This window comes from Actinosynnema sp. NPDC004786 (assembly GCF_053601135.1).
This window is the reverse complement of the sequence record NZ_JBSGBG010000003.1, coordinates 176,302-195,760: the sequence shown is the minus strand read 5'-3', so window position 1 is coordinate 195,760 and position 19,459 is coordinate 176,302. Positions and strand designations below refer to the sequence as shown.

General features: G+C 73.2%; 10 protein-coding genes. 4 read left to right on the top strand and 6 right to left on the bottom strand.

What is annotated here, in order from left to right:
- Window positions 1-26 precede the first annotated feature (26 nt).
- The 5 genes from pulA to ACWEFJ_RS04305 form a co-directional block, all read right to left on the bottom strand.
- Window positions 27-5,546, bottom strand: coding sequence for a pullulanase-type alpha-1,6-glucosidase (pulA, locus tag ACWEFJ_RS04325; protein WP_449712892.1), 5,520 nt, complete (start codon window positions 5,544-5,546; stop codon window positions 27-29).
- Between the two features lie 130 nt (window positions 5,547-5,676).
- Window positions 5,677-7,206, bottom strand: coding sequence for an alkaline phosphatase D family protein (locus ACWEFJ_RS04320; RefSeq protein ID WP_378087167.1), 1,530 nt, complete (start codon window positions 7,204-7,206; stop codon window positions 5,677-5,679).
- A gap of 443 nt (window positions 7,207-7,649) precedes the next feature.
- The gene (locus ACWEFJ_RS04315; RefSeq protein WP_449712926.1) at window positions 7,650-8,003 is read right to left on the bottom strand and encodes a DUF4233 domain-containing protein; all 354 of its coding nucleotides are present in this window, start codon (window positions 8,001-8,003) and stop codon (window positions 7,650-7,652) included.
- A gap of 95 nt (window positions 8,004-8,098) precedes the next feature.
- The gene (gene folC / locus ACWEFJ_RS04310) at window positions 8,099-9,463 is read right to left on the bottom strand and encodes a bifunctional tetrahydrofolate synthase/dihydrofolate synthase (RefSeq protein ID WP_378087164.1); all 1,365 of its coding nucleotides are present in this window, start codon (window positions 9,461-9,463) and stop codon (window positions 8,099-8,101) included.
- Window positions 9,460-12,096 (bottom strand): valine--tRNA ligase, encoded by a 2,637-nt coding sequence (locus ACWEFJ_RS04305; RefSeq protein WP_449712891.1) that lies wholly within the window; start codon window positions 12,094-12,096, stop codon window positions 9,460-9,462. Before ACWEFJ_RS04305 ends, folC begins: the two co-directional genes overlap by 4 nt.
- Before the next feature lie 174 nt (window positions 12,097-12,270).
- Here ACWEFJ_RS04305 and ACWEFJ_RS04300 point away from each other — a divergent pair, with 174 nt between their 5' ends.
- The 4 genes from ACWEFJ_RS04300 to ACWEFJ_RS04285 all read left to right on the top strand — a co-directional run bounded on the left by ACWEFJ_RS04300 (window position 12,271) and on the right by ACWEFJ_RS04285 (window position 17,240).
- Window positions 12,271-13,179, top strand: a complete 909-nt coding sequence (locus tag ACWEFJ_RS04300) for a hypothetical protein (RefSeq protein ID WP_449712890.1) — start codon at window positions 12,271-12,273, stop codon at window positions 13,177-13,179.
- 103 nt (window positions 13,180-13,282) lie between these two features.
- The gene (locus ACWEFJ_RS04295) at window positions 13,283-14,206 is read left to right on the top strand and encodes a hypothetical protein (RefSeq protein ID WP_449712889.1); all 924 of its coding nucleotides are present in this window, start codon (window positions 13,283-13,285) and stop codon (window positions 14,204-14,206) included.
- Window positions 14,207-14,430: 224 nt separating this feature from the next.
- Window positions 14,431-16,719: an FdhF/YdeP family oxidoreductase gene (locus ACWEFJ_RS04290; protein WP_449712888.1), complete on the top strand. Its 2,289-nt coding sequence runs from the start codon at window positions 14,431-14,433 to the stop codon at window positions 16,717-16,719.
- Window positions 16,720-16,763: 44 nt separating this feature from the next.
- Window positions 16,764-17,240, top strand: coding sequence for a hypothetical protein (locus ACWEFJ_RS04285; RefSeq protein ID WP_449712887.1), 477 nt, complete (start codon window positions 16,764-16,766; stop codon window positions 17,238-17,240).
- Here ACWEFJ_RS04285 and ACWEFJ_RS04280 read toward each other — a convergent pair.
- On the bottom strand, window positions 17,215-19,458 hold the full coding sequence (locus ACWEFJ_RS04280) for an ATP-binding protein (protein WP_449712886.1): 2,244 nt from the start codon (window positions 19,456-19,458) through the stop codon (window positions 17,215-17,217). The genes ACWEFJ_RS04285 and ACWEFJ_RS04280 overlap by 26 nt on opposite strands.
- Window position 19,459 lies beyond the last annotated feature (1 nt).

Genomic DNA, 19,459 nt, shown 5'->3' with positions numbered 1-19,459 from the left:
GCGCGCCGAGGGTGTCGCGCCGGCCGTTACCGGGTCAGGACGACGACCGAGCGGGCCGGCACGGTGATCCGGCCGTCGGCCACCGCCGCCTCGTCCGCGGCCAGCGGGTGGTTGCGCCAGTCGCCCGCGACCGCGACCGACTTCCCGGTCGGGTACGGGTTCACGACGACCAGGACGGCGTCGCGGGCCGGGTCGACGTCCGGTCCCACCGTGTCGTCCAGCAGGGCCGCGACCACACCGGGCTCGGCCTCCGGGAACGTCAGCTTCCGCTGCACGAGCGCCGCGTCGTTCAGGGTGAACAGCGGCGAGGACGCGCGGATGCGGAGCAGTTCCAGGGTGTTGCCCAGGGCGGTGCGCATGTCGGCCGACGACGGCTTCAGCGACGCGTCGGCCAGCAGGGGCGCGGCGTAGGGCCACTTGTCCCCGTTGTCCGGGGCGGGCGGCAGGCCGCGGCCGAAGCCGTTGTCCCGCAACGACGGGTCGTAGCGGTTGAACCAGTCGCCCGAGTCGTAGCTGTTGCGGTCCAACGACTTCGAGCGCAGGAACTCCGCGCCCGCGTGCAGGAACGGCTGCCCCTGGCCGAGCAGCACCGGGGCCAGCGCGACCTTCTGCATCCGCACCCGGTCCGCCATGGACGTGCCGACCGGCAGCTTGTAGGTCTGCGAGTCGAACAACGTCTCGTTGTCGTGCGCGTCGACGTAGGTGATCACGTCGGCCGGACCGCCCGCGTACCCGGCGGGCGATCCGTTGTACGACACGTCACGGCCCGTGGTCTCGCCGCCGGCGGTGGACCGGAACCGGAACGACGCCATGTTGCCCGCCATGCCGAGCTTCACCAGGTCGGTGTGGTTGACGAGCCGGGCGGCCACGTCGCCGTTGGCCGGCGAGCCGTTCGGGTCGCCCGCGAGCCCGGACGCCAGGCCCTGCACGCGGGGGTCGGCGTCGAACGGGCCGCCGCCGCGCACCGCGTCGCGCAGCCGGTCGCTGAACGTGCCGATGCCCGTCCCGGCCAGGTTGGCCTGCGTGGCCTGCTCGAACCGCGCGTTGCCGGCGACCTCGCCGAAGTCCCAGCCCTCGCCGTAGACGCGGATCTTGCGCCCGTCCACGCCGTCGCGCTCGACGGTCAACGCGTCCAGCGCCGCGCGCACGGCCAGGATGTTGGCCTTCGGGTGGTGGCCCATCAGGTCGAACCGGAAGCCGTCCACCTTGTAGAGGCGGGCCCACCGCACCACGGAGTCCACGACGAGCTTGCCCATCATCGCGTTCTCCGGCGCGGTGTTGGCGCAGCACGTGGAGTCGGCGACCGTGCCGTCGAGGTCGAGCCGCTGGTAGTAGCCGGGCACGACCTTGTCCAGCACGGACGTCGGCGCGTCGCCGGAGGCGGCCGTGTGGTTGTAGACCACGTCGACCACCACCCGGTTGCCGTTGTCGTGCAACGACTTCACCATCTCGCGGTACTGCTTCGAGCGCGCCCACCCGGTCTGGGCGTCGTCCGTCGCGTAGGAGCCCTCGGGCACGTCGTAGTGGTACGGGTCGTAGCCCCAGTTGAAGCCGTCCTTCGCGGCGGCCTCGGCCACGCACGCCTGCTGCGCCGGCGAGTCGGCGGGCAGCGACGCCAGGTCGCACGCGGGCCGCTGCTGGTCGGAGCGCTTCTCCGGGATGGTGGCGATGTCGAACGTGGGCAGCAGGTGCACGGTGTCCAGGCCCGCCGCCGCCAGCTCGCGCAGGTGCGTCATGCCGACCGACGACGAGTGCGTGAACGCGCGGTAGGTGCCCCGGTCGGCCTCCGGCACGGACGTGTCGCCGATCGAGAAGTCCCGGACGTGCAGCTCGGTGATGCCGTGCTCGGTCGGGTCGTCGCCCAGGCCGCGGGCGACGTGCGCGGCCCAGCCGGCGGGCATCGTGCGGGCGTCGCCGAGGTCGGCGAACTGCGAGTGCGTCGAGTTCACCGCCAGCGCCACCGAGTACGGGTCGGTGACGGTCGCGGTGCGCCCGGCGACGGTGACCTCGAACAGGTAGAACCTGTCCCGCCACGCCCCGGTCGCCGACCAGGAGCCGGACGCGTCGTCCCGGGTCATGGCCACCGTGCGCGCCGCGCCGCCCGGCTGGTCGAACACCTGGAGCCGCACCGACGACGCGGTGGGCGCCCACAGCCGCGCGGTCACGCGGTCGCCGTCGAACGTCGGCCCGTAGGTCAGCTTCGCCGCCGCGGCGGCGTACCGGTCGTCCAGCACGCCGGCGAGCTGCACGCCCGTGCGGTGCCGCAGCCCGCCGCCGGCGTCCACGTGCACGGCGGACAGCCTGCCGCGCAACGCCTCGTCCAGCCGCGCGCCGTCGCGCACCCGGAACACCGGCTTGCCCCGCAGGTGCGGGAACCGCTCCGGCACGGCGTCCGCGGCCGGCTCCAGCCGCAGCACCTTGCCGTCGTACTCCAGCCGGTAGCCGTCGGTCGGCACCACCGGCACGTCCCACACGACCAGGTCCTTGGTCACCCAGATCGCCTTGGCCTTGGTCGGGTCGTCGTCCACGCCCTCGCCGCCCGACGGGGGCAGCACGTACGAGATCGACCCGTCCGGCCTGGTGGAGCCGGACACGTACCAGACCTCGTAGCCGGTGCCGGTGACGTCGAGGAACTGGTCCGGCCCGGGGTCCTTGGCGTCACCGCGGTGGATGATGTTGCTCAGCCCGGCCGCGCCCGGCTCCAGCGGGACCGACCAGTACACGCCGAACCCGTCGGTCCCGTCCGGCACGCGGGACTGGTTCCAGCCGGGGCTCGGTTCCAGCGACCCGGTCCAGTGGTAGAGCGTCCAGTCGGTGTAGTCGCCGTCCGGCCGGTTGTAGTGGATCACCGCGCGGTTCTGCGCGGCGGCCAGGCTCGCGTAGACCTTGTCGCCGTCGACCCACGCGCGTCCCGCCGTGCGGCCGGTGGCCTGCACGGTGTCGCCGCGCACCACGGAGAACTCGACCGGCGCGGTGGCCGGGACGGTCGCCACTCCCCCGGTGAACGGGTGGTCGACGCCGTTGACGCGCACCGCGAGGCCCGCGGCGTCCCCGGTGTGCGTGATCACGGCCTGGCCGGTCGCCGCGACCTCGCTCGCGTGCACGGCGGTCTGGCCCTGCCGCAGCCACACCTGCGGTGTCGCGCTCGGGTCGACGAACCGGTCGCCGTCGGTGTCCTTCTCGTCGCCGCGGTGGGCGATGACGCCGACCGACCGCGCGCCCGGCTTGAGCTTCACCCACGCGAACCGGCCGTACGGGGTCTCCCCGGCGAACGGCAGCGGCGCGTCCCACGTGGGCGCGTCCTCGACGTCGCCCCACGCGTGCAGGCCCCACCCGTCGTAGTCGCCGGCCGGGCGGTTGTAGTGCACCACCAGCCAGTCCGACGTCACCGCGGTCGGCGGCTCGACCACCGGCGCGGCGACCAGGCCGACCTTCGCGCCGTCCGCGCCCAGGGAGCCCTTGGCGTCCTTCGCGACCACGCGCAGCTCGACGTTCTTGCCCACGGCCGCGCCCGGCAGCGCGGACAGGTCGGCGAACACCCGGTACGGCGCGGCGTCGTCGGTGCCGAGCACCTGCCAGTCCCGCTCGCCCTCGACCCGGGCGGCGAACGTGGCCTGCGCGTACGGCGAGGTGACGCCGTCGGCCCGCAGCTCGACCCGGTCGTCCAGCACGGCGCCGGTCGGCGGCACGGCCAGCGTCGGGGTCGGCGCGGCGGACGGGATCCTGCCGGTGGAGCGGAGCACCAGGGCCGACAGCGCGGGCACGGTCACGGTGACCTTGCCGTTCGCCGCGTCGACCTGGCCGCCGGCGGAGGGCCAGACGGGCCGGTAGCCGCGTCCGGCCACGGGCACCTCGACGGTGGCGGGCGCGGTGCCCGCGTTGGCCACCACGACGTGCTCGACCTGCTGGGTGCGGCCCGTGCGGCTGAACGCGATCACGTCGCCGTCGGCGAGCCGCAGCGCCTGGTTGCCCTCACGCCACACCGGGTCGCGGTCCACGAACGCCGCCAGGTCCTTGAGCTGCCGGTACAGCGGGTGGTCGGTGCGGAAGTTGTCCACCGCGCCGGTGCGGTCGCTGCCGATCAGGTCCTCGGCCGCGTACTCGGGGGTCCTGGAGGCGAACATGTCCTGGCGGGCCAGTTTGTCGCCGCCCGTGCCCGCGAAGCCCTGCTCGTCGCCGTAGTAGACGACCGGGTTGCCGCGCCACAGGTACATCAGGGCGTTGCCGAGCTTGAGCCGCTGGAGCAGCTCGGCCTCGGAGACGCCCGGCCGGGCCTGCCGGACCATCCAGGCGATGCGGCCCATGTCGTGGTTGCCGAGGAACGTCGGCAGCGAGGACGCGTTGGAGTCCGCGTCGGTGTACCGGTCGTCGTCCACCAGCACCTCGCCGAGCCGGGCCGAGCCCTGGCCGGACAGGAACGCCGCCGCGCCGCTCTGGAACGGGAAGTCCAGCGTCGCCTGCATCCGGCCGGTGGTGGTGTAGCGGGAGGTGAAGGCCGGGTCGGCGTCGAACACCTCGCCGAAGACGAAGAAGTCCTCCTTGCCGCGCATCGCCGCGTACCGCTTCACGTGCGGCGCGAGGGCCTGCCAGAACTCCATGTTGACGTGCTTGACGGTGTCCACCCGGTAGCCGTCGATGCCGAGCGTGTCGATCCAGCTCGTGAAGATCCGCTTCATGCCCTTGACGACCGTCGGGTGCTCGGTCATCAGGTCGTCGAGGCCGAAGAAGTCGCCGTACTCGTTGGACTCGCCGCTGAACGTCGAGTCGCCGCGGTTGTGGTAGAGCTGCGGGTCGTTGAGCCAGTCCGGCGTCTTCTTCCCCTGGACGACCGGCGTGTACGGCGCGGTGAGCTTCGGGAACGGCTCCTGCCCCGCGATCTTCGAGATGTCGACCGGGTTGCCCTGCTCGTCCAGGTAGGGCTGCGCGCCGGTGCCGATGTAGTCGTGCCGGCCCTCGGCGTAGTCGATGAGGTCGGCGGTGTGGTTGGCGACGATGTCGAAGAACACCTTGATGCCGCGGCGGTGCGCGTCCTGGATGAGCCGCCGCATGTCGTTCGTGGTGCCGAAGTGCGGGTCGAGCTTGGTGAAGTCGGTGGTCCAGTAGCCGTGGTAGCCGGCCGAGACGTCGTCGCCGGAGCCCTGCACCCACCGGTTCTGGAACATGGGCGTCATCCAGATCGCGGTGATGCCCATGTCGTCCAGGTAGTCGATCTTGTCCCGGAGGCCCTTGAGGTCGCCGCCGTGGTAGAAGCCCTTGTCGGCGGGGTCGAACCCGCTCTTGAGCCGGTCGGTCTCGGCCGTGCCGCCGCGGTCGTTGCGCGGGTCGCCGTTGGCGAACCGGTCGGGCATCACGAAGTAGAAGCGCTCACCGGTCAGGTCGGCCCGCAGCGCGTCCTTGGCCAGCGCCTTGTCACCGCCCCGCACACCGGGCGCGATGTCGGTGACCGCGCCGACGGCGAGCCTGCGGGCTTCGGGCGCGGCGCCGGCGGGTGGTGGTACGAACGGCACAACGGCCAGGGCGATGAGCGCGGCGACGGCCCGACGCATCGCGACCTCCTTGTCGCAAGAATTTGCAACCCCCGTCCCGGCAGCCGCCGGGACGGAGTGCACGAAACCACGACAATCAAGACCGGACAAGGCCCAGAAGGCTGCAACTCCTTGCAGATCGTTGCGGCCCTCAGCGCCGAGTGGGCTGGAGGGTCTTGCTCCACAGCGACGCGCCCTTGATGTCGCGCAGCCACACGGTCAGCTCGCCGTCCCGCGTGACCCGCACCTCCCCGAAGTGCTGGAAGCCGTCCAGCGGGGTGGTGTTGGCGGCCGGCGGGGCGTTGACGAACACCGCCTCCGGCCCGAAGGTCGGGTCCAGGGCGTTCGGGCCGAACGCGCCCGCGTTCAGCGGCCCCGACACGAACTCCCAGAACGGGTCGAAGTCCTGGAACGCCGCCCGCTCCGGCGAGTAGTGGTGCGCCGCCGTGTAGTGGACGTCCGCCGTCAACCACACGGTGTTGCGCACGCGCCGCCGCTTCAGCTCGCCCAGCACCCACGCCAGCTCGTGCTCACGCCCGCCCGGCGCGCCCGGCAGGCCGTTCGCCACGCCCTCGATGTCCACGCCGTCCGGCACGGTCAGGCCGATCGGCAGGTCCGCCGCGATGATCTTCCACGTGGCGCGGCTGCGGTCCAGCGAGTCGACCAGCCAGCGGGCCTGCGCCTCGCCCAGCACGACACCCCGGCCGTCACGCGGGGAGGTGTTCGCGTCCTTGTACGACCGCATGTCGAGCACGAACACCTCGACGTGCGCGCCGTAGCGGAACTTGCGGTACACCCGGCCGTCCACGGCCTGCCGCGGGTCGATCGGCTGCCACTCGTGGAACGCCCGGAACGCCCGCGCGGCCAGCACGTCCACCCGCTTCTCGGTGTAGGCGGGCAGGGTCAGGATCTCGCCGGGGTACCAGTTGTTGGTCACCTCGTGGTCGTCCCACTGCACGATCATGGGCACGCGGGAGGCGAACGACCGGTACTCCGGGTCGAGCAGGTTGTAGGCGAACTGGCCCCGGTACTCGTCCAGCGTCTCGGCGACCTTCAGCTTCTCCGGCGTGACGACGTTGCGCCACACCCGCCCGTCGGGCAGCGTCACGGACTCCTGCAGCGGACCGTCCGCGTACACCGTGTCGCCGCTGTTGATGAAGAAGTCGGGCCGGCGCGCCGCCATCGCGCCGAAGATCGGCATGCCGCCCAGGTCGGGGTTGCTGCCCCAGCCCTGGCCCGCCACGTCGCCGGACCACACGAACCGCACCTCGTCCCGGCCGACCGGGGCGGTGCGGAAGCTGCCGACCACGGCCTCGCTGCGGGTGCGGCCGTGCAGGTCCTCGGCCACCACGCGGTAGTGCACCTCGCGCCCGCCGGGCAGGCCGCGCAGCCGCACCCGCCCCGTGCCGCCGGTCTCGGGCGTCAGCACCGGGCCCCGCACGGTCCGGACGTGCCGGAACGACGGGTCCGACGACACCTCCACCAGCATCCGCGAGGGCCGGTCGGCCCGCGTCCACACCAGTCCGCCGTCGACCGTCACGTCACCGGACTGCACGCCGTGCGTGAGCACCGGCCGATCCCCGCCGCGCGCCAGCGCCACCCCACCGGGCACGAACGCCGCCGCCGTTCCGATCGCGCCGGCGCGCAGCAGCGTCCGCCGGTTCACCACACCATCGCTCATGCGCCGGTTTGTAATCGCCGCAGTGGAATTCCGGGTGAACGGGAACCGTCCGCCACTGGCCGGGCGGGCGGCGGGAACCACGACACTCGCCATCTCGCACGACGATCGCGGAATCACCCGGTCCAGCGAACAGCGCAACCCGGGACAACCTGAACCGCATGTCTCACGTTAGCCGGAGAAAAACGGCCCCGGCCCCGGCGGCGACCACCACGCCCAGTCCGAGGCCGCCGACGAGCTGCGGACGAACCGGTCGAGCGACGACGCCGCGGCTGGTCGAGCGCAGGGGCACGGACGAACTGATCGAGCACGGGGAGGTGCGGACGAACCAGTCGAGCGGCAAGGCCGCGTACGAGCGGACGGGCAGCGAGCGGGCGGGCAGCGGGCCTGCGGACGAGCGGCAGGTCCGCGCGCGAGCGGGTCGGGCGGTGGGTCGGGCGGGGTCGTCAGCCCTGCTGCTGGCTCGGCAGCCGCCCCTGGGCCATGCGCTTGGCCACGTCGCGCCGCAGCCACAGCAGGTACACCCACACCAGGCTGAACACGACACCGATCCCGCCGAGCGCGGTCAGGGCGAACCACGACGCGACCATCACGACGTGGATCGCCACGATCACGTACACCGCCCACGGGCGCTTGAGCAGCGCGCACGTGCCGATGAGCGCGACGATCAGCCCGAGCACCAGGTAACCGGTCCCGGTGCCGACGCCGCCGGCCAGCTTGGCCACCACCGGCAGGGCCAGCGCGACGACGATCACCTCGAGGATCAGCGTGCCGGCCATGATGCCGCGGAAGGACTTCATCGGGTCCTTCTTCGGAGCGGGCGCCGGCGCGGACCGCCCCTCCGCGGCCGGCTGTGAGCCCGGCTCCGGTTGCGGGTCCGGCTGCGGGGTGGAGGTCATGACGGCTCCTTGCCGAACAGCGCCCGCGCGTCGCCCGCCGTGACGACGGAGCCGGTCACCACGACGCCGCCGCCGGACACGATGTCGCCGTCGTCGCTCTCCTCGGCGAGCCGCACCGCCTCCTCGATCGCGTCGTCGAGGTGCGGCTGGACGACCATCCGGTCCTCGCCGAAGATCGGGATCGCGACGCCGGCCAAGAGGTCGGGGTCCATGGCGCGCGGCGAGGAGTTGGCGGTCAGGACGACTTCCTGCACGACCGGTTCGAGGGCGCTGAGGATGCCCACGGCGTCCTTCTCCTGCATCACGCCGACGACGGCGACGAGCTTGCGGAAGCCGAATTCCTCGTCCAGCGCCTTGGCCAGCGCTTCCGCGCCGTGCGGGTTGTGGGCGGCGTCGACCAGGACGGTCGGCGCGGTGCGCACGCGTTCCAGCCGGCCGGGCGAGGTGACGGTGGCGAACGCCTCGCGCACGGCTTCGACGTCGAGCTGCCGGTCGGCGCCCGCGCCGAAGAACGCCTCCACGGCGGCCAGGGCGAGCGCCGCGTTCGCGGCCTGGTGCGCGCCGTGCAGGGGCAGGAACACGTCGTCGTACTCGCCGGCGAGGCCCTGGAGCCGCAGCACCTGCCCGCCGACGGCGATGTCGCGCTGGGTGACGCCGAACTCGGAGCCGAGCCGGGCCACGGTGGCGTCCACTTCCGCGCACCGCCGCAGCAGCACCTGTTCGGCGGCGGCCTCCTGCTTGGCGAGCAGCGCGACCGCGCCGGGCTTGATGATCCCGGCCTTCTCCGCGGCGATGCCGGCCAGGTCGCCGCCGAGGTACTCGACGTGGTCGAGCCCGATGGGCGTGATCACGGCGACCTTGCCGTCCACGATGTTGGTCGCGTCCCACGACCCGCCCATGCCGACCTCGATCACGCCGACGTCCACGGGGGCGTCGGCGAACGCGGCGAACGCCATGCCGGTGAGCACCTCGAACTTGCTCATCGGCACGTCGCCGCGCGCGTCCACGATGGACAGGTACGGCTCGATGTCGCGGTAGATCTCGACGTACCGCTCGGGGCTGATGGGCGCGCCGTCGACGCTGATCCGCTCGGTCGCGAGCTGCAGGTGCGGGCTGGTGTAGCGGCCGGTGCGCAGGCCGATCCTGGTGAGCAGCGCGTCGATCATGCGCGACGTGGACGTCTTGCCGTTGGTGCCGCCGACGTGCACCACCGGGTAGGACGTCTGCGGGTCGCCGAGGATGTCGGCGAGCGCGCGGATCCGGTCGAGGCTCGGCTCGATCTTGGTCTCGGGCCAGCGGGTGTTCAGCTCCGACTCGACCTGCCGCAGTTCCTCCAGCCCGCCCGTCTCGAACCCGGTCACGAGTTGTCCTGCGGGAGGGTGTCGAGGCGGGCGTGGATGCGGTCGATCTCGGCGTTGGCCGCCGCCAGCCGGGCCTGGATCTTGGCCACGACGTCGGCGGGGGCCTTGTCCAGGAACGCGGCGTTGTTGAGCTTGCCCTCGCACTGGGCGCGTTCCTTCTCGGCCACGGCGAGGTCCTTGGCGAGCCGCTTGCGCTCGGCCACGACGTCGATCGCGCCGGACAGGTCCAGCTCGACCTTGACGGTGCCCTTGGGCAGGCCGACGTCGAGGGAGACGCTGCCGGTGAAGTCGTCGCCGGGTTCGGTCATGCGGGTCAGCGACCGCACGGCGGGCACCTGGTCGAGCAGGTCGACGCAGCACGCGCCGCGGACCTTGCCCGCGACCTTCTGCGCGGGCTTGAGACCCTGGTCGGAGCGGAACCGGCGGATCTCGGTGACGAGCTTCTTGAGCCCTTCGACGCGGGTCGCGGCGACCTCGTCGCGGGCGGCGCCGGTGGGCTGGGGCCAGTCGGCGACCACGAGGGACTCGCCGCCGGTCAGGGTGGTCCAGAGCGTTTCGGTGATGAACGGCGTGAGCGGGTGCAGCAGCCGCAGCAGCACGTCGAGGACGTGGCCGAGGACGGTCCGGGTGGCGTCGGCGCGGGCGCCGCCCTCGGCGAGCTGGACCTTGGCCAGTTCGAGGTACCAGTCGCAGAACTCGTCCCAGGTGAAGTGGTAGAGCGCTTCGCTGAGCTTGGCGAACTGGAAGTTCTCGAAGTGGCCGTCGACGTCGGTGACGAGCTGGTCGAGCAGGTCGAGGATCCAGCGGTCGGCGTCGGTCAGCTCGTCGCGCGGCGGGAGGGGGCGGTCGGCGGTGGCGCCGTTGTTCAGCGCGAAGCGGGAGGCGTTCCACAGCTTCGTGGTGAAGTTGCGCGAGCCGGCGGCCCACTCGTCGGCGAGCGCCATGTCGGAGCCGGGGCTGGCGGCGCGCAGCAGGGTGAAGCGGGTGGCGTCGGTGCCGTAGGCGTCCATCCAGTCGATGGGGTCGATGCCGTTGCCGCGCGACTTCGACATCTTCTTGCCGAACTGGTCGCGGATGAGGCCGTGCAGGAACACGTGGTCGAACGGCTGCTTGCCGTCCATCGCGTACAGGCCGAACATCATCATCCGGACGACCCAGAAGAACAGGATGTCGTAGCCGGTGGACAGCACGGTGGTCGGGTAGAACTTGGCCAGGTCGGCGGTCCGGTCGGGCCAGCCGAGGGTGGAGAACGGCCACAGGCCGGACGAGAACCAGGTGTCGAGGACGTCCTCGTCCTGGACCCAGCCCTCGCCGGGCGGCTCGTCGTCGGGGCCGACGCACATGACCTTGTCGTTGGGGCCGTACCAGACGGGGATGCGGTGGCCCCACCAGAGCTGGCGGGAGATGCACCAGTCGTTGAGGTTGTCCACCCAGTCGAAGTAGCGCTTGTTCAGCTCCTGCGGGTGGATGGTGGTGCGGCCGTCGCGGACGGCTTCGGCGGCGGCTTCGGCGAGCGGGGCGACCTTGACCCACCACTGCATGGAGAGGCGGGGCTCGATGACCGTGTCGCAGCGGGAGCAGTGGCCGACGGAGTGCTTGTAGGGGCGCTTCTCGGCCACGATGCGGCCCTGTTCGCGCAGGGCGGCGACGACGGCGGGGCGGGCTTCGAAGCGGTCGAGCCCTTCGAAGGGGCCGTGCGCGGTGATGACGCCGCGGCCGTCCATGACGGTGAGCGCGGGCAGGTCGTGGCGGCGGCCGATCTCGAAGTCGTTGGGGTCGTGCGCGGGCGTGACCTTGACCGCGCCGGTGCCGAACGCGGGGTCGACGTGCTCGTCGGCGACGATGGGGACGTGCCGGCCGGTCAGCGGCACCTCGACCTCGGTGCCGATGAGGTGGCGGTACCGCTCGTCCTCGGGGTGCACGGCCACGGCGGTGTCGCCGAGCATGGTCTCGGCGCGGGTGGTGGCGACGACGATGGAGTTGTCGCCGGAGCCGTAGCGGATGGAGACGAGTTCGCCGTCGTCCTCGGAGTGGTCGACCTCGATGTCGGACAGCGCGGTCTGGCAGCGCGGGCACCAGTTGATGATGCGTTCGGCGCGGTAGATCAGGCCGTCGTCGTAGAGCTTCTTGAAGATCGTCTGGACGGCGCGGGAGAGGCCCTCGTCCATGGTGAAGCGCAGGCGGGTCCAGTCGACGCCGTCGCCGAGGCGGCGCATCTGCGCGAGGATCTTGCCGCCGACCTCCTCGCGCCACTCCCAGACGCGCTCGACGAACTTCTCGCGGCCGACGTCGTGGCGGGACTTGCCCTCGCCGGCGAGGGCGCGTTCGACGGCGGTCTGGGTGGCGATGCCCGCGTGGTCGGTGCCGGGCAGCCAGAGGACCTCGTAGCCCTGCATGCGGCGGCGGCGGCTGAGGGCGTCCATGATGCTGTGGTTGAGCGCGTGGCCCATGTGCAGGCTGCCGTTGACGTTCGGCGGCGGCAGCACGATGGTGAACGGCGGCTTGTCGCTGGTGGCGTCGGCCGTGAAGTAGCCGCGCTCGACCCACCGCTCGTACAGCCCGGCCTCTACCTCGGCCGGGTTCCAGGCCGGCGGGAGTTCGGAGCGCTGGGGTGCGGTGGGGGTCTCAGTCACGCCCGAAAGTCTACGGAGGGGCGGGTATCGACTTCTCACCAGATACCTGGTAGCGGCGCCGGTGGCCGATGGCGGGGTGCCGCACGGCGCCCCGGCGGTGACCGTCCGTATCGACAACTCACCCGTCACCTGGTAACGCCTTGGGTAGGGCTTGGCGAGCGTGGGGGCGGTGACGTGGACGAGTACCGGATCGAGGACCACCCGGACCTGCAGGACCGCAAGTGGGCTCGGGACGTGGTGCGGCGGGCCGAGCGGGAGGCGCGGGCGGCGCGGTTGCGGTCGTTGCCGCGGCGACCGCGGCGGCGGTTCTGGGTCGGGGCGGCGATCGCGGTGGCGGCGGTGCTGCTGGGGTGGGCCGTGCTGGCGACGGGGACGGACGGCGCGGTGAGCCGGGGGCTGGACGCGCCGGTGGACCCGGACCGGCCGTTCGCGGGCACGGCGGCGGCGTCGTGGGCGGACGGCGCGGAGGGTGTCGTGGCGCCGGAGGCGGGGCCGGTGGGTCCGTACTCGGCCGAGCAGGTGGCGGCGGCCTACGAGCGGGTGCGGGAGGCGGTGGTCGCGGCGCGGTTGGACCGGCGGGTGGTGCGCGACCACGACCTGGAGCCGTTCTTCGGGCTGTTCGCGCCGGACCTGCGGGATTCGCTGCGGGTGCTGTTCGACGGCCGCAACGACGGCGAGGCGGCGTTGGCGGTGACGCGGGTGGACCAGGGGGTGCGGCTCGCCGAGGCGGAGCCGAAGGTGCGCGGCGGGATGGTGGCCGAGGTGGGGCCGGAGGGCGAGTTGGCGGTGCGGACGGACTACACGTTCGCGTACGCGTTCACGCCGGACCGGCCGGAGGCGGTGCGGGGGCCGTTGGACGTGGTGGCGTTGTCGCGGTTCCAGGTGCGGTACTCGCTGCGCACGGGCGGTCCCGGGGTGGAGGGGTTGTGGGCGGACTCGTCGGTGGGGTCGCTGCACTCGATCGGGTGTTCGGCGGCGAAGCGGGGTTTCCTCGCGCCCGCGTTCACCGAGCCCGCCCTGCCGACGGGGCTGGACTTCGACCTGGGCGCGCCGTCGTCGCCCACCGACGGCTGTCCGGACTGACCCGCGACGGGCGGTAACGCGTCCGTTCCCCGCGGCGATCGAGTGAGGGCATCACTCGCCTGGGGGGACTGTGGACGCGTACGGGTTGGAAGACCACCCGGATTTGAACGACGAGAAGTGGATCCGGGAGGCGACCCGGCGGGCGGAGAAGGCGGCCCGCGCCGAGCGCCCGAAGCGGGTGCGCCGACCGCGACGGCGGCTGCCCGCCGGCCGCGCCCGGACGGTCACGGCCGTGGCGCTCGTCGTGGCGCTGCTCGTCGGGGCGTCGTGGTGGAGCCTGCGGGAGCGGGACGGGTCGGGACCGGGCCCGTGGTCGGGGGTGGACCTGGCGCGGCCGTTCGCCGGCACGCCCGTCGAGGGGTGGGCGGACGGCGAGGCCGGGGTCGTCGTGCCGCGGGCCGAGGCGTTCGGCGAGTTCACCGCGGACCGGGTGGCGGCGGCGTACGAACGGGTCCGGTGGGCCGTCGTCACGTCGCGGCTGGACCGGCGCGTGGTCGAGGGGCACGACGTGGAGCCGTTCCTGGGGCTGCTCGCCCCGGACCTGCAGGACCACATGCGCCCGCTGTTCGACGGCCGCCACGACGTCGAGGCCGGCCTGGTGGTGACGCGGGTGGCGCGGGAGTGGCCGCTGCTGCCGGTCGCGCCGAAGGTCAGCGGGTCGATGCGGGCGGAGGCGGGCAAGGCCGGCGAGCTGGTCGTGCACACGAACTACGCGGTCGCCTACGCGTTCGCCACGGCGGAGCCGGGCCGGCTGACCGGTCCGATGGACATCGTCGCGCTCGATCGCGTCAGGATGACCTACGTGGTGCGCTCGGGCCCGACCTTCCGGGACGGCAGCCACGGCCTGTGGACCGGGGAGTCGTCCGGCTTCCGCTACTCGATGTCGTGCGAGGCGGCCGACCGGGGGTTCCTCGCGCCGGCGATCGCGGATCGCCGGGCGCCGGTGGGGGCCGACGCGCGCGAGGACCCGGAGCACTACTTCGACCCGGACCGACCGATGCCGACGGCCGACAGCTGCCACCGCTGAGGTCACCCGATCGGACGATTCGCAGCACAGTGACGGCGATCACAATGAGCGTTGATCACCGGATCGCCGCAGGTGAGGACGTCGGTTCCACGGGCCGATCGCAACCCCTTGGGGCCCGTGGCAGCGGTCCGCGTCGCCCTCGGCGCGGCCGGCGATCGGACAGACCGCCGGCGCGCTCGCGCGGGGCGCGCCGGCGGCGTACCGGCTGGTTGCACAATGGGGCCATGGACCGCACCCCGCCCCGGCAGGACATCGACGAGTCCCGGCTCGACGTGAGCGAGCCCAAGCGGTGGGCGGCGGGCCTGCCCGGCGTCGCGGTGTCGCTGCGGCGCGGGGTCGAGCAGATGGGCGTCACCCGCACGGCGACCACGTTGCGGTTGCTCAACCAGCGCGAGGGGTTCGACTGCCCCGGCTGCGCGTGGCCGGAGCCGCAGGGGCACCGCAAGCTCGCCGAGTTCTGCGAGAACGGCGCGAAGGCGGTCGCCGAGGAGGCGACCCGGCGGCGCGTCGGCCCGGAGTTCTTCGCCGCGCACCCGGTCGCGGAGCTGGCCGGCAAGACCGACTACTGGCTCGGGCAGCAGGGCCGGATCACCGAGCCGGTGGTGCTGCGCGAGGGCGCGACGCACTACGAGCCGATCGCCTGGGACGAGGCGTTCTCGCTGGTCGCCTCCCACCTCAACGGGCTGGCGAGCCCGCACGAGGCCGTGTTCTACACCTCGGGCCGCACCAGCAACGAGGCCGCGTTCCTGTACCAGCTGCTGGTGCGCTCGTTCGGCACGAACAACCTGCCGGACTGCTCGAACATGTGCCACGAGTCGTCCGGCGCGGCGTTGTCGGAGACGACCGGCATCGGCAAGGGCTCGGTGGGCATCGACGACTTCGCCCGCGCCGACCTGATCGTGGTGGTGGGCCAGAACCCGGGCACGAACCACCCGCGGATGCTGTCCGCGCTGGAGGACGCCAAGCGCGCGGGCGCGCGGATCGTGGCGGTGAACCCGCTGCCCGAGGCCGGGCTGCTGCGGTTCAAGAACCCGCAGAACGCGCGCGGCCTGGTCGGCGCGGGCACGAAGCTGGCCGACGAGTTCCTGCAGATCCGGCTGGGCGGCGACCAGGCGCTGTTCCAGGCGGCGGGCAACCTGCTGCTGTCCTGGGACGCGGTCGACACCGCGTTCGTCGAGGGCTTCACCGACGGGTTCGCCGAGTACGCCGAGCACGTGCGGCGGCTGGACTGGGCGTCGGTCGACGCGGCCACCGGGCTGCCGCGGGCGCAGGTGGAGCGGTTCGCCCGGATGCTCGCGGAGTCGGAGCGCACGATCTTCTGCTGGGCCATGGGGCTGACCCAGCACAAGCACGCCGTGCCGACGATCCGCGAGATCGCGAACGTGGCGCTGCTGCGCGGCATGATCGGCAAGCCGGGCGCGGGCCTGTGCCCGGTGCGCGGCCACTCGAACGTGCAGGGCGACCGGACCATGGGCATCTGGGAGAAGATGCCGGAGAAGTTCCTGGCCGCGCTGGAGGCCGAGTTCGGCATCGAGGTGCCGCGCGAGCACGGGTTCGACACCGTGGCGTCGATCCGGGCCATGCGCGACGGCGCGGCGAAGGTGTTCTTCGCCGTCGGCGGGAACTTCGTCTCCGCCACCCCGGACACGGCGGTGACCGAGGCGGCCATGCGGAAGCTGGACCTGACCGTGCACGTGTCGACCAAGCTGAACCGGTCGCACGTGGTGCACGGGCGCACGGCGCTGATCCTGCCCACGCTGGGCCGCACGGAGAGCGACGTGCAGCACACCGGCGAGCAGTTCGTGACGGTCGAGGACTCCATGTCGGTCGTGCACCGCTCGCGGGGGCGGCTGGCCCCGGCGAGCGACCGGCTGCTGTCGGAGGTGTCGATCGTGTGCCGGTTGGCGCGGGCCGTGCTGGGGCCGGCGCACCCCGTGCCGTGGGAGGAGTTCGAGAAGGACTACGACCTGATCCGGGACCGGATCGCGCGGGTCGTGCCGGGCTGCGCCGACTACAACGAGCGGGTGCGCCGGCCGGACGGCTTCGTGCTGCCGCACGCGCCCCGCGACGCCCGCGAGTTCACCGGCACCCGGTCGGGCAAGGCGCACTTCTCGGCGAACGACCTGACCGTGCTGCGCGTGCCGCCGGGCCGGCTGCTGCTCCAGACGCTGCGCAGCCACGACCAGTACAACACCACGATCTACGGGCTGGACGACCGTTACCGGGGCGTGAAGGACGGCCGGCGGGTGGTGTTCGTCAGCCCCGAGGACCTGACGGCGCTCGGCCTGCGCGACGGGCAGCACGTGGACCTGGTCAGCGAGTGGCCGGACGACCCGACGGGCGTCACCGAGCGGCGGGCCGAGCGGTTCCGGGTGGTCGCCTACCCGACGGCGAGGGGCTGCGCGGCGGCGTACTTCCCGGAGGCCAACGCGCTGGTGCCGCTGGACTCCACGGCCACCGGGTCGGGCACGCCGACGTCGAAGTCCATCGTGGTGCGGCTGGAGGCGGTCTGACGGCCGGTAACGCCTGCGGCCGTTCGGGCGAACCTACGCACGTGATGAGGACCGTGCTCCCCGCCGTGGCCCTGCTCGTGCTGGCCGCGTGCACGAGCGCGCCGCCGAGCCCGCCGGCCGCCGCGCCGGAGGCGTCACCGGCCGCGACCGACTCGGCCGGCCTGACCTGCGCGGACGCGCCGCCGGACGTGGTCGGCGCGGCCCTGGGGCTGCGGCTCAACCACCCGCGGCAGACGATCGCCGGCAACGTCGTGCGCTGCACCTACGACGGCGGCACGACCGAGGTCCGCTTCCGGACCGGCGTCGACGCCGCCTCCTTCGCCGAGGGGCGGCGCGAGCACGGCCAGGTCACCGACCTGCCCGGCTTCCACGACGAGGCGTACCGCGCCACCGCCGTCACGGGCGAGGTCGTCCTGACCGCCGTCGTCGCCCGCGCCGGCGCGATCGAGATCACCGTGACGTCCGGCGCGACCGCCGACCGGGCCCAGCGGCTGGTCACCGACCTCTTCGCCGCCCTCTGAACCACGTGCGGCCCGCGGTCCGCTCGGCCTCCAGCCGCCGCAGCGAGTCGCGGGCCGCCTCGGCCGTGGCGGGGTCGTTCGTCTCGTCCAACCGCCCGGCCGCGTGCCGCAGGTGCTCGGCGGCCCGGTCGGGGTCGCCCAACGACCAGTGCGTGAGCCCGAGGTTGTAGAGCGAGATCGCCTCGCCGTGCGCGTCGCCGACCTCCCGCGCGATGGCCAGGTCCCGCTCGTGGTAGCCGAGCGCTTCGGCGAACCGGCCCGCGCCGCCCAGCGCCTGCCCGAGGTTGCCCAGCACCTGCCCCTCGCCGTGCCGGTTGCCCGTCGACCGGTACACCTCCAGCGCGGCCAGGTAGTGCCGCTCGGCCTCGTCCAGCGCGTCCAGGCGCTCGCAGGCGATGCCCAGGCCGTTGAGGCAGTCGCCCTCGCCGTCCCGGTCGCCGACCTGCCGGCGCAGGTCCAGCGCGCGCCGGTAGAAGTCGATCGCCCGACCGGGGTCGCCCAGGTCGTTGTGCAGCTTGCCGAGGTTCGCCAGGCACCGCGCCTCGCCGTCCCGGTCCCCGGCGGCCCGGTACGCGGCGGCGCTGCGCTCCAGGTGCGGCACGGCCTCCGTGAAGCGGCCGGTCACCGCGTAGGTCGAGGCGATGTTGTTGAGCGAGTGCGCCTGGTCCCGCAGCGACCCCGCCTCGGAGAACAACGCCAACGCGCTCCGGAAGTGGGTCAGCGCCTCGTCGAACCGCCGCAGCCGGTGGTGGGCGCTGCCCAGGCCGTTCAGCGCCTTGCCCTCCCCGATCCGGTCGCCCAGGGCCCGTGCGGAGGCCAGCGCCATCAGCTCGACCGGCATCCACTCCGGGGGGCGGCGCAGGTCGAAGTACCGGAACGACGCGCTGCCCGCGTCGCGCACCTCGGCGTGCCACCCGTGGCGCGCGGCCAGGTCCAGCACCGGCGGCAGGTTGTGCACCTCGCTGTCGAACCAGGCCAGGGCCGCCGAGCGGTCGGCGAACACCTCCCGGACGGCCGAGCCGGGGTCCAGGTGGCTGTGCACGCCCTTGGCGCGCGTCACGTAGTGGTCCACCAGAGCGCGCTGCGCCGTGCGGCGTGCCTCCTCGGACTCCACGGCGGCGCACCTTTCGGCGGCGTAGATGCGCAGCAGGTCGTGGAACCGGTACTCGTCGGCCACCACACCGCGCTGGAGCAGGTGCGCGCGCCGTAATCGGATCAACAACACCCCGGCCAGGGCGGGCGTGACGCCGGCCAGCGCGGCGGCGGTCGCGGCGGTGACCGTGCGACCGGGGTGGAGCGCGGCCAGGCGGAACATCCGCGCCTGGTCCGCGGGCAGCCGCGCGTAGGAGGCGTTGAACGCCGTGCGCACGTCGACCGAGTCGTCGTAGGCCAACTCGCTCAACCGGTCGTGTGCCGCGCCGATGGACTCGGCGAACCGGGTCAGGTCCTCGCCCCGCCGGTCGGCCACCACCTCGGCGACGATCCGCAACGCCAGCGGCAGGAAGCCGCACGACCCGGCCAACGCGCCGGCCGCCGCCGGGTCGGTGGCGATCCGGTCGTCGTCCGGGTCCACGGCGCGGACCGCGTCCTCCAGCACCGCCACGGCCTCGGCGGCGCTCATCACGTCCAGCTCGATCCGCCGCGCGCCGGGCACCGGCAGGGTGTCCCGGCTGGTCAACACCATGCGGTGGGCCCGACCGGCGGGCCGCAACGGCAGCACCTGGTCGGCCGACGACGCGTTGTCCACCACGACCAGCACGGCCGGGCGCGCCGCCAGCTGCGACCGGTACAGCGCCTCGCGATCGCCCTGGCCGGGAGGGATGGCCTCGCCGGGCACGCCGAGCGCGCGGAGCAGGGAGGCCAACGCGTCGTTCGCGCTCAACCGCCGGTCGTCGTTGTACCCCTGGGCGTCCACGAACAGCACGCCGCCGGGGAACCAGCCCGCCCCGACCGCCAGGTGCGCGGCCCGCACCACCAGCGCCGACTTGCCCACCCCGGCCAGGCCCACCACGGCCAGCGCGGTCCGCTCGCCGGCGGGCGACAGGAAGTCCCGCAGCGCGTTCAGCTCCGCGGCCCGGCCCACGAACCCCTCGTCCACCGGCAGGCTCGCCGGGGTCACCGGCGCGGCCGGCCCCACGACGGTCAGCGAGTCCACCCGGCCGACCTGGAGCACCGGGCCGAACACGGTGCCGCTGATCTCGTTGTGGACGTCGCTCACG

Bases quoted from the DNA above. Each gene is read 5' to 3' on its own strand.
- pulA (WP_449712892.1), bottom strand. From the start codon at position 5,546: ATGCGTCGGGCCGTCGCCGCGCTCATCGCCCTGGCCGTTGTGCCGTTC.
- ACWEFJ_RS04320 (WP_378087167.1), bottom strand. From the start codon at position 7,206: ATGAGCGATGGTGTGGTGAACCGGCGGACGCTGCTGCGCGCCGGCGCG.
- ACWEFJ_RS04315 (WP_449712926.1), bottom strand. From the start codon at position 8,003: ATGAAGTCCTTCCGCGGCATCATGGCCGGCACGCTGATCCTCGAGGTG.
- ACWEFJ_RS04290 (WP_449712888.1), top strand. From the start codon at position 14,431: ATGGACCGCACCCCGCCCCGGCAGGACATCGACGAGTCCCGGCTCGAC.
- ACWEFJ_RS04285 (WP_449712887.1), top strand. From the start codon at position 16,764: ATGAGGACCGTGCTCCCCGCCGTGGCCCTGCTCGTGCTGGCCGCGTGC.